This is a genomic window from Streptomyces sp. ISL-11 (assembly GCF_018614525.1).
GTDB lineage: Bacteria > Actinomycetota > Actinomycetes > Streptomycetales > Streptomycetaceae > Streptomyces.
Map to the genome: position 1 here is coordinate 1 of NZ_JAGGOL010000184.1, position 10,217 is coordinate 10,217.

Below are 10,217 nucleotides of genomic sequence, written 5' to 3' on the forward strand. Positions count from 1 at the left end.
GGGCGCGGGGGGCGGCGTGCGTGGGGGTGGGGCCGGGGGTGGGCGCGGGGGCGGCCGCGGGCGCCGGGTCGGTGAAGCCGGCGTAACCGCCGTTGCCGCCGTGTCCTCCCTGCCCGCCGTTGCCCTCGCCGGGCCAGACGGTGACGCCCGAGGCCGTGGTGACGGGCTGCGCGGGGGCGTACGGGGGAGGGGCCGGGTAGCTGTGGGGCTGCGGGGCCGGGTGCGGGGTGCCGTCGTGGCGGTCGTTGTCCGTCATGGCTATGACTGTGCTCGCTCCGGATGAGAACAGTCTGAGGAAGGGCTGAGAAGGACGGCAGAAGTGGATATGGGAGGTATAAGGACCGGGCGTCGGACGGGCGGATGGGTGATCTTCGGGGGTGGGGGGCGGGGGCGTGGGGTGGGCGGGGGTACGGCTGGGGTGTGGCTGGTGGATTTCCCCTACCCGCCCCTTCCCGTAACTGGGGGCAAGCCCCCAGACCCCTTTGGCCTCAAACGCCGGCCGGGCTGGAGTTCCGCGGAGCCCCGGTTGATGATCTCGCGGAGGTAAGCGTCATGCAGGTAGCCGGCTGGCACGTCGAAGTCGAGTTCGACGAGGACGACACGCACACCCGCGCGGCAGCGCTGCTGCGGCTGCGGGACGGTACGGAGCTGCGGGGGCGCGGTCAGACGACGCGCGACCCCCGCGATCCCGACGAGCGCCGCATCGGTGAGGAGCTCGCCGGCGGCCGGGCGCTGATGGACATCGCCCAGCAGCTGACGGCGAAGGCCGGCGCGGAGGTCAGGCAGCTCTAGCCGTGTCCGGCGGATCTTCGGCTGCGGGCCGGCTTTGCCGCCTGCGGCGGCGAGCGCCCTGCGGGCGCGTCCTCAATCTCCCCCAGCTACCGCTGGGAGGTGCCCCCAGACGGGCTTGATTTCGCTGGGCTCAGCCGCCTTCAGTCCGTTGGGGGCACCCCCAGCGGTAGCTGGGGGAGTTTGAGGACACCGCCGCGCAGCGGTGGTGCGCACGACACGGCCCGCAGTGCCCGCTCACATGATCCGCCGGACACGGCCTGGCGGCGGGGTCGGTCAGAGGGCGGGCGCGAGGGGGTTCGGCGTGTCGATCAGCTGCATGCCTGCGACGTCCACGTGAAGTACGCCATTCGCGGCCACCTGGGCCGCGTTCAGCAGATTGAGATGGACGTCCGCCTGCGCCGGCGCCGCCATCGCGGCCGCTCCCACCGTGAGGAGAACACTGGCGGCAAGGGTGGTCAGAGCGCGCTGGATCGGCTTCATGGCATCTCCCCGGGAGATCAAGTGCGGCTGGGCGAACGCATTCTTTACCGTCACATTGGCCGACAAACGGCAGTCGGCCACCGCACGGTGGTGCGCGCCGGGCGCGCACCACCGCAGCACGCGACTGACAACCGACGGGCGCGCCGGCTCAGCTGGACAGTGCGTCTTCCAACTGCGTCCGCTCCGCCTCGCCCAGCTCGAGCTCGGCCGCCTTGGCGGAGTCCTGGATCGACGCCGGGCGGCTGGCGCCCGGCACCGGGATCACCGCAGGGGAGCGGGTCAGCAGCCAGGCCAGGGCGATCTGCTGAGGGCTGACGCCGTGCTCGGCCGCGATGCGGTGGAATGCGGTGCTCGCAGCGGTCGGGCCGGAGGGTCCGTCGAGGGAGCTTCGGGAGATGCCGCCCAGTGGGCTCCAGGGCAGGAAGGCCAGCCCGAGCTGCGTACTCAGCCGCAGCTCGGGCTCGCTGTCGCGGACTGCGGGGGAGTACTGGTTCTGCACGGAGACGAGGCCGTCGCCGAGGATCGCGTGCGCCTCGCGGATCTGGCCGGTGGTGACGTTGGAGATCCCGGCGGCGCGGATGGTGCCGGTGTCGAGCAGCTCGCGCAGCGCGCCCACGGACTCCGCCCAGGGCACGGCCGGGTCCGGCTTGTGCAGCTGGTACAGGCCGATGGCCTCGACGCCCAGGCGCTTCACGGAAGCTTCGGCGGCGCGCTTGAGGTGGGCGGGGGTGGCGGTGACGGTCCAGCTGCCGTCGCCGGGGCGGCCGCGGCCGCCCTTGGTGGCGACGAGGAGGTGGGAGGTGTCGCCGCCGTAGCGGGCCAGGGCGCGGGCGATGAGGAGTTCGTTGTGGCCGGCTTCGCCGGCGTGCCAGTGGTAGCTGTCGGCGGTGTCGATGAGCGTGACCCCGGCGTCCAGGGCGGCGTGGATGGTGGCGATGGCCCGCTGTTCGTCCGGGCGGTGCTCGATGGACAGCGGCATGGCGCCCAGGCCGATGGCGCTGACGGTGGTGTTGGCGACGGTGCGGTACTGCATGGTGTGTCTGTTCCTCAGGCGGTGGGGGCGACGGATGCGGCGGATGCGTCGAGGACTTCGGCGACGGCGCCGGGGAGCCAGTCGGTGGTGTGGGAGAAGGAGAAGCCCAGTTCTCTCGCACGGGCGTTGCTCATGGCGTAGTGGCGGTCGAAGGAGAACGGCGACGCCGGCTCGCCCGCGGCGGCGCTCCGGTACACGGCCTTCCCGCCGGTCCGTGCGGCGATGACGGCGCCCAGGTCGTAAACGTCGAGCGGACCGTCGGAGCATGCGTTGACCGGGCCGGTGGCGCCGGTGAGCGTGGCCGCCCACAGCAGCAGGTCCGCCAGCTCCTCGTAGTGGATGAAGACCGTGGGCAGCACCTCGGAGTGCACGGTGATCCGCGTGCCCTGGGTGACGTGCTCGACGTAGTGCGCCAGCCGGCCGGTGAACTCCGCCGCGCCGCCACCGAGCACGTGGGCGCTGCGCACGGCGGCGAAAGCGAACCCGTGCTGCTGGGCGAAGACGGCCTCCGCCTGGCGCTTGCCTTCGGCGTAGTGCGCCTCCAGGTACGCCGCGTCGTGCCACGGCAGGTCCATGGCCACCAGCCACGTGGACGGGTCCACGGCCTCCTCCGGCACCGGTGTGCCGGGTGGGACGGCCGGCAGTGCGGCGGTCGCCGGGTCGTAGACCTCGATGGTGGAGGTCATGACGTAGCGCCGGGTGCGGCCGTCGAAGGCGCGGGCGGCGATCGCGGCCTGCACGGGGGTGTAGCAGACCTGGTCGACGACCACGTCGAAGGTGCGGGAGCCGAGCGCGGCGATCAGGGCTGCCTCGTCGTCGCGGTCGACGACGAGGTGCTCGACCCCGGCAGGGGGCGTGGTGGAGCCGCGATTGATCACCGTGACCCGGTGGCCGGTGGCCTGTAGGCGCTGGACCAGGAGCTTGCCGAAGTACCGGCTTCCGCCGATGACGCAGATCCTTTGCATGCCCCCATCCTGGACATCTACCGTCATCAGCAGAAGTGCCTGCTTACTGGAAACGTATTAAGGAATACTGTTGATCGATGTGCAGCGGTTGCGTGTCCTGCGAGCGGTGGCGGAGCTCGGCAGCTTCAACCAGGCGGCGGCAGCCCTCCACCTCACCCCCTCGGCCGTGTCCCAGCACGTCGCCGCGCTGGAGCGCAGCCTCGGCGCCCAGGTCGTGGCGCGCAGCACGCGCGGAGTCACGCTCACCCCGGCCGGCCGGATCATGGTCGGGGCCGCCGAGTCGGTCGCCGCGGAGCTCGAACACGCCAAACAGCAGGTCGACCGGCTGGGCAGCGGCCGCACCCAGCTCACCATCGCCACCTTCACCAGCGGCGGCAGGCTCCTGCTGCCCGGCGCACTCGCCCGCCTCACCGCCGCCCATCCCGAGACCGTGGTCCACGTCAGGGAGAGCGAGCCCGAAGACAGCCTGCCACTGGTCCGCCAGGGCGCCGTGGACCTCGCCCTCGCCTACCACTTCGACGGCCCGCTGCCCGGCCGGCCCGGCCAGAGCTCCAGCCTGGCGTGGACCGCACTCATGGAAGACCCCCTGCACGTCGTCCTGCCCGATGCCCATCCCCTGACCGGCCGCGAGACACTCGACATCGCCGAGCTGGCCGCCGAGCCCTGGGTACTCGGCTGCTCCAAGACCGAGACGTACCTGCGCCGCTACGCCGAACGGGCCGGCTTCGACCCGGAGGTGCGCGGCACGACAACGGACTACTTCTTCGCCCGCTCGCTCGTCGCCGCGGGCCTGGGAATCTCGCTGGTCCCCTCCATCGCGCAGACCCCGCGGGTAGCAGGACTACGCACCGTCCCGATCGCGCCGCCGACTCCGACCCGGCACATCGGCGTTGCCACGATCCTCCGCCGCGACCACGCCCAAGTCAGGACGCTGATAGATGCCCTCCAGGGACAGGCGGCAGCGCTGAACGAAACCTGACCCACACAGCCGTGGAGCTGCCGGCCGCACGAGCCCGCTGAGCGCACCGCCGGTCCCCAGGGGCTCCGCCATGACATCCCCGGAAGCCGGCGCATGGGGGTGGGCTGGCTCCTGTGCTCTGCGACGCGTCATCCGGGCGTCGTGGAGGGCGGTAGATCCCTCGTAGTGATGTGATGACCATTTTTCGGTGGTCACTGTCACTCCAAAGGGGCGCATGCAGGTCATCAAGACCGCCCGGTGGTTCCAGCACGGAGGCAGGTTCATCCATCCGGTACCCCGATCCAGGTTTGAGTTGACGTCCAGCCGATCTGTGGAGGGGTCCGGCCGGCCGTCACTCGATAGCGATTTCCGGCATGGAACCCGTGTGCGGCGTCTTTTCCGGCCCGTTCATCGGACGATTTGACCGGCGTGTTCGGCGGCCCGTGGGAACTGTCCTCGCCGCCGGAACCTTTCCGCGGTGCGTCCTCCTCGTCGGCTGTCCGGCAGCCAACGCGGCGCCGGCCTTCCAGCCGAAAAGCCAGCCGCTTTCTCTCTCGGGCGACTTCGCAAGTCCCGCTCAGCAAGGAGTAGTTCATGTTCTCTGCACGTACCCGTCTGGCCGCCGCCATGGTGGCCGCCGCCGCGTCCGCCATGGTCCTCGGTCAGGCGTCCGTCGCGCTGGCCGACGACCACGGTCACGGCCTGGGCCCGCTGCCGGTGGCGATCGTCTCCCCCGCCCCGGGGAAGATCACCAAGGAGCACAAGGTCACGGACACCTACCAGTACGACCAGAAGGCCTCCGGAAGCTCGTCGTCGGAGCAGCCGCCCAGCTCCCAGACCCCGCCGCCGCCGGCTGCGGAGCAGCCTGGCCCGGTCACCGAGGTGAAGGACGCCGCCAACTCTGCCCCCCCGGGGCGTCACCCGCGGTGCAGGCGCCGCTGTTGACGCGACCGCGAAGTAGCACCTTTTCCTCTCGCGCCGGTGCTCCATCGCGCCTGGCGGGAGGAAGTCCGTGGGTGGGGCCTTGCCGCGGCAAGTGCCCCGCCCACGGGTTCAGTTCACCGCCCCGGCGGCTGTGCCGGGGTGGCCCCGTTTCCCTTCACAGGAGTCCGTGTGACACAGACTTTCCGGGCCAGGCGTGCACAACTGCTGGTCGCCACTGCTGCCCTTGCTCTCCTGCCCGCACTGCCATCTCCGGCGCAAGCGGCCGCCAGCCAGACCAGGGACTTCTCGAGGCCTGGACAGGACACTTTCACTGTGCCTTACGGTGTCTCTTCGATCACCGTCGAGCTGTGGGGTTCCGGTGGCGGCGGTGCGGGTGGCGGCGGGGGCGCAGGTGGCGGCGCAGGCGGCTACAACTGGGACAAAGTCGGTGGTGGGGCCGGTGGCGGCGGGGCCGGCAGCGGAGGAGGCGGTGGTGGCGGCGGGGGCCACACCATGTGCACCGTACCGGTCACTGCGGGCAGCACCCTGACCATCACCGTAGGGCAGGGCAGGGCGGGGTCGGCGGGACCGGAGGTGACAAGGGCACCGGAGGCAAGGTGAAATACCAGGCCTACGGTGAGCGCGGCGGACACGGCATGGACGGAGCCGCCGGAGGCGATGGCGGTGCCAGTTCCCTGACCCTGCCGGATGGCAGCACTCCCGCGATGGCCGAGGGCGGCAAGGGAGGCCAGGCCGGGAAGGGCGGGCAGGGCGGTTGCGGCGGCGAATGGGGCGGCGTGTTCTACCGCGGGAAGCATGCCGACGGTGGCGCCGGTGGACCTGAGGTCCTCGGTGGCGCTGGAGGCAACGGGGCCTGCACCGGCGCGTCGACCGGCGACAGCCATCCCGGAACGACGGGCAATGGGGGCGGGATCGTCATTGAAGGCTCCGGTAAAGGGGGGCCGGCCACGGCGATGGGTGGGGTGGCCGCCACGGCAGGCCGAGCCTCGGTGGCCCGGGGGGTCACACCACACCAAAAAACCCGGGGGACGCTGGTGAAGGCGGGCAGGGCGGCGACGGAGGCTGGGGTGGCAATGGCGGTAACTCCGGCGAGGACGCCCACCCGGGCGAGGTGGGGAGCGGCGCCACCTGGGCGGGGACAGGCCCCGGCCACAATGGCGAAGTCACCCTGACCTGGAAGTGACACCAACCCGCCGGCCGGCTCGGCCAGAGCCACCGGAGGACGAACTCCGGCTCGTCGACCGCGAGCTTCGCCCGTGTCCGCGTCGGCGGCGTGCACCGTCCGGATGCAGTCGGAGGCGGCCATGACCGCGTGCGGGTTGACAACGGTCGGTGAGGGGGCGCGGCACGCGAGGCGCGTTCCGGCGCCACCCTCACCGACCGGTGGCGACTACTTCACGACCGTGATCCGGTCCGCCTTCGGCGGCGCCAGGGGCGCGGTCGCCGAGGAGTGCTTGGTGAGGTAGGCGGTGAAGACGTCCAGGTCGGACGCGCCGACGCGGCGGTTCGTACCGTCCTTGAAGGCGGGGAAGCCGTCGCCGCCGCCCGCGAGGAACGCGTTGGCCGTGACGCGGTAGGTCCTGGCCGGGTCGATCGCGGTGCCGTTCAGCTTCACCGACGCCGGGTCGACGCGCTCCGCGCCCGTCTTGCGCAGGTCCAGCGTGTAGGTCAGGCCCTTGCTGATCTGGAGGATCTTCGGGTCGGCCTGGTTGGGGCCGCTGACCTGCTGCTGGAGCAGGGCGATGACCTTGTCACCGGTGAGGTCGACGGTGGTCATGTTGTTGGTGAAGGGCTGGACGGTGAACGCCTCGCCGTAGGTGACCACGCCGTCGCCCTCGCCGCCCGACGCCTTGTGCGCCAGGTCGGAGCGGATGCCGCCGGGGTTCATGAAGGCGATCTGCGCACCGCCCTTGTCGGCCGGGGCCAGGCCCTCCAACTGGGCGTCGGCGATGACGTCGCCGAGCGGCTTCTCGTACGCCTCGGAGCCGCGGCCGTTGATGTCGGCGGAGATGTAGCCGACGGGCTTGTTGGCGACGGGTGCCGCCAGCTTCTTCCAGCGGTCGACGAGGGCGGTCATGTCGGCCGCCTTCGGCTGGTCGCGGTTCACGACGTGGTTGCCGGTGCGGGGGCTCTTCACTGCCGTGCGCACGATGTCCTTGGTGCGGCGGTCGTACGTCAGCGTGGTGTCGGTGTACAGCCGGCCGAAGGACGCCGCCGACGTCACCGTGCGGGGCGCGCCGGAGGGGTCGGGGATGGTGCAGGTGTAGGCCGCGTGGGTGTGGCCGGTGACGAGCGCGTCGACCTGCGGGCTGATCTTCTTGGCGATGTCGACGATGGGGCCGGAGATGCCGGCGCCCGCGCCCGGGGTGTCGCAGTCGAAGTTGTACGAGCCGGAGGCCGGCATGCCGCCCTCGTGGATCAGGGCGACGATCGACTTCACGCCCTGGCGGTTGAGCTCCTTGGCGTACTTGTTGATCGTCTCGACCTCGTCGGCGAACTTCAGGCCCTTGACGCCCTCGGCGGTGACGACGTCCGGGGTGCCTTCGAGGGTGACGCCGATGAAGCCGATCTTGACGCCGCCGCGCTGCCAGACGGTGTACGGCTTGAGGATGGGCTTGCCGGTCTTCTCGTCGGTGACGTTGGCGGCGAGGTAGGGGAAGTCCGCGCCGCGGAACTTCTTGCCCTTCTCGAAGCAGCCCTCCGTCGGGTGGCAGCCGCCCTTCTGCATGCGCGTCAGCTCGGTGCGGCCCTCGTCGAACTCGTGGTTGCCGACGGAGGTGACGTCGAGGCCGACCTTGTTCATCGCCTCGATGGTCGGCTCGTCGTGGAAGAGCCCGGACATCAGCGGGCTTGCGCCGATGAGGTCGCCGGCGGCGGCGGTCACGGAGTAGGGGTGGCCCTTGCGGGCGGTGCGCAGCGAGTTGGCGAGGTATTCGACGCCGCCCGCGGGTATCGCCTTGGTGGTGCCGTCCGGCTGTGTCTCGGACACCGTGCCGGAGGAGCCCTGCGGGGGCTCCAGGTTGCCGTGGAGGTCGTTGAAGGAGAGCAGTTGGACGTCGACCGTGCGGCCGTGCGGGTAGTAGGCGCCCGCGGGTGCGGCGGAGGCCAGGACACCGGTGGTGGCGGCGAGTACGGCGGCGGTCGCGGTCAGCCGTCTGGCGAGACGCTTCCCTCGCGGCGGCGTCGCGTGCATGTGTTCCCCTTTGTGCGGTTCTGCTCAGCAGGAAGGTGATTCGGTCGGCCGCAGCATATGGTCGACGCGCGTAGCGCGTCAGGAGCTTGGAGATGACGAAAAGGTCACGCCGCTTGACCGGGCGGATGCTCGTATGGACCATTGGGGCCGAACCCGCTTAGGCAAGGCTTTCCTAAATGGCCGCCCGAGTGTCGTTCGGCCTGTGGGGGGCCGGCCTGTCCGTCCGTTCGGGAGCCCTCCCCGCGCCGCTCTAAGGAACCACCACGTGACCGTCCAGGTCGACGCACCCCTCCACGCTCCCGTGGCGTCCCGATCCGCCCTCATCGGCGCCGCCGCGGTCGGCGTGTGCGCGGTGTGGTCCGCCGCCGTGTGGACGGCCGCGCACCTCCGGGCGGACCCGCTCCTGCACGACGTCGCGCTCTTCGCGCATCTGGCGTCCCTCGTGCTGGGCTTCGGCGCGGTGCTCACCGTGGACTGGCTCGGGCTGCTGTGGCTGCTGGGACGGCGGTCGCTGCCCGAGGTCCTGCGCACCGCCGACGCCGTCCACCTGCCCATCTGGCTCGGCCTGGCCGGCCTCGTCGGCAGCGGCGTCCTGCTCCACCCCGACCCCGGCTCCCCGCTCACCCAGGTCAAGCTCGGCCTGGTCCTGATGGTCGCCCTCAACGGCGTGCACGCCTGGACCCTCCGCCCGCGCCTCGCGGCCCTCGCGGTCCCCGTCGCCCGGCGCCTGGTCGTCCGCTGCGCCTCCACCGTCGCCCTCTCGCAGCTCGGCTGGTGGGGCGCCACCGTCATCGGATTCCTCAACAGCCGACGCTGACCCGGGCTCGCGCGCCCCCGGGTCGTAGGCTCGCACCATGACTGACGTGGTGAATGACGTAGGCGGGCAGCGGTCGATCGAGGTACTGGACGAGCTGACGCCCCAACTGGCGGAGGACGTGCTGGGGCTCGTGACGGAGGCCGCCGCCGTGGACGGGCAGCCGGCCGTCTCCGAGCAGGGGCGCCTCCAGCTCAAGGGGCGGCGTCCGGGCGTACGTCACGTCCTGGTGCGCGACACCGAAGGGGAGCTCGTCGGCTACGGGCAGCTGGAGGACAGCGACCCCGTGGAGGCGCCGGCGGGCGAGCTCGTCGTCCGCCCCGGCAACCGCGGCCGCGGGCACGGGCGGGCCCTGGGCAACGCCCTGTTGGCGGAGTCGGGCAAACGGCTGCGCGTCTGGGCGCACGGCGGCCACCCGGCCGCCCGGCACCTCGCCCAGGTGCTCGGCATGAGCCTCTTCCGCGAACTGCGCCAGATGCGACGGCCGCTGGCCGGCCTGGAGCTCGCCGAGCCCGTCCTGCCCGAGGGCGTGTCCGTACGCGCCTTCCGGCCCGGCGAGGACGACGCCGCCTGGCTCGCGGTGAACGCGGCCGCCTTCGCGCACCACCCTGAACAGGGCTCGCTGACACAGCGCGACCTCGACGACCGCAAGGCCGCGAGCTGGTTCGACCCCGAGGGCTTCTTCCTGGCCGAGCGGTCCGGCGAGATCGTCGGCTTCCACTGGACGAAGGTGCACGCCGACGAGGGCCTGGGCGAGGTGTACGTGCTGGGCGTGCGGCCCGGCGCACAGGGCGGCGGGCTCGGCAAGGCGCTGACCGCCCTCGGGCTGCGGCACCTGGCGGCGCGTGACCTGCCGACGGCGATGCTCTACGTCGACGCCGACAACGCCGCGGCGGTCGCCGTCTATGAGGGGCTCGGCTTCGCGGTGCACGAGACGGACCTGATGTACCGGACCGAGAGCTGAGGGCCCGTACGCCTTCCGTTTGACAGGTGTCGGCGCCATCCATCACCCTTTCACTAAACGATGTCCCGTAAGG

The 10,217-nt window shown here is 71.6% G+C and carries 9 protein-coding genes and 1 pseudogene; 5 read left to right on the plus strand and 5 right to left on the minus strand.

Annotation, left to right across the window (positions count from 1 at the left end):
* Positions 1–256: pseudogene (locus J7E86_RS28705) on the minus strand (hypothetical protein); the annotation flags it as partial.
* Between the two features lie 296 nt (positions 257–552).
* On the opposite strand from J7E86_RS28705, the gene J7E86_RS28710 reads away from it, so the two are divergent.
* Positions 553–792, plus strand: a complete 240-nt coding sequence (locus J7E86_RS28710; RefSeq protein WP_215085738.1) for a DUF1876 domain-containing protein — start codon at positions 553–555, stop codon at positions 790–792.
* A gap of 273 nt (positions 793–1,065) precedes the next feature.
* Here J7E86_RS28710 and J7E86_RS28715 read toward each other — a convergent pair whose 3' ends face one another.
* The 3 genes from J7E86_RS28715 to J7E86_RS28725 form a co-directional block, all read right to left on the minus strand.
* Positions 1,066–1,272 carry a hypothetical protein gene (locus tag J7E86_RS28715; protein WP_215085739.1) on the minus strand — a complete coding sequence of 69 codons (207 nt, stop codon included), beginning with the start codon at positions 1,270–1,272 and terminating at the stop codon, positions 1,066–1,068.
* Positions 1,273–1,420: 148 nt separating this feature from the next.
* Positions 1,421–2,305 (minus strand): aldo/keto reductase, encoded by an 885-nt coding sequence (locus J7E86_RS28720; protein WP_215085740.1) that lies wholly within the window; start codon positions 2,303–2,305, stop codon positions 1,421–1,423.
* Between the two features lie 14 nt (positions 2,306–2,319).
* A complete protein-coding gene (locus tag J7E86_RS28725) occupies positions 2,320–3,270 on the minus strand; it encodes an NAD-dependent epimerase/dehydratase family protein (RefSeq protein WP_215085741.1) in 951 nt (316 codons plus the stop codon).
* A gap of 70 nt (positions 3,271–3,340) precedes the next feature.
* Between J7E86_RS28725 and J7E86_RS28730 the strand changes: the two genes are divergently transcribed.
* Positions 3,341–4,249 (plus strand): LysR family transcriptional regulator, encoded by a 909-nt coding sequence (locus J7E86_RS28730; RefSeq protein ID WP_215085742.1) that lies wholly within the window; start codon positions 3,341–3,343, stop codon positions 4,247–4,249.
* 573 nt (positions 4,250–4,822) lie between these two features.
* Positions 4,823–5,173, plus strand: coding sequence for a hypothetical protein (locus J7E86_RS28735; protein ID WP_251019824.1), 351 nt, complete (start codon positions 4,823–4,825; stop codon positions 5,171–5,173).
* A 1,390-nt stretch (positions 5,174–6,563) separates the two neighbouring features.
* Here the strand turns inward: J7E86_RS28735 and J7E86_RS28740 are convergent.
* On the minus strand, positions 6,564–8,366 hold the full coding sequence (locus J7E86_RS28740) for a bifunctional UDP-sugar hydrolase/5'-nucleotidase (protein WP_215085743.1): 1,803 nt from the start codon (positions 8,364–8,366) through the stop codon (positions 6,564–6,566).
* 265 nt (positions 8,367–8,631) lie between these two features.
* Between J7E86_RS28740 and J7E86_RS28745 the strand changes: the two genes are divergently transcribed.
* On the plus strand, positions 8,632–9,183 hold the full coding sequence (locus tag J7E86_RS28745) for a hypothetical protein (RefSeq protein ID WP_215085744.1): 552 nt from the start codon (positions 8,632–8,634) through the stop codon (positions 9,181–9,183).
* Between the two features lie 37 nt (positions 9,184–9,220).
* A complete protein-coding gene (gene mshD, locus J7E86_RS28750) occupies positions 9,221–10,144 on the plus strand; it encodes a mycothiol synthase (RefSeq protein WP_215085745.1) in 924 nt (307 codons plus the stop codon).
* Positions 10,145–10,217: the final 73 nt, after the last annotated feature.

What these genes read in the sequence shown, in the direction of transcription:
- J7E86_RS28710 (WP_215085738.1), top strand. Translation starts at nt 553, where the DNA reads ATGCAGGTAGCCGGCTGGCACGTCGAAGTCGAGTTCGACGAGGACGAC.
- J7E86_RS28715 (WP_215085739.1), bottom strand. Translation starts at nt 1,272, where the DNA reads ATGAAGCCGATCCAGCGCGCTCTGACCACCCTTGCCGCCAGTGTTCTC.
- J7E86_RS28720 (WP_215085740.1), bottom strand. Translation starts at nt 2,305, where the DNA reads ATGCAGTACCGCACCGTCGCCAACACCACCGTCAGCGCCATCGGCCTG.
- J7E86_RS28725 (WP_215085741.1), bottom strand. Translation starts at nt 3,270, where the DNA reads ATGCAAAGGATCTGCGTCATCGGCGGAAGCCGGTACTTCGGCAAGCTC.
- J7E86_RS28735 (WP_251019824.1), top strand. Translation starts at nt 4,823, where the DNA reads ATGTTCTCTGCACGTACCCGTCTGGCCGCCGCCATGGTGGCCGCCGCC.
- J7E86_RS28740 (WP_215085743.1), bottom strand. Translation starts at nt 8,366, where the DNA reads ATGCACGCGACGCCGCCGCGAGGGAAGCGTCTCGCCAGACGGCTGACC.
- mshD (WP_215085745.1), top strand. Translation starts at nt 9,221, where the DNA reads ATGACTGACGTGGTGAATGACGTAGGCGGGCAGCGGTCGATCGAGGTA.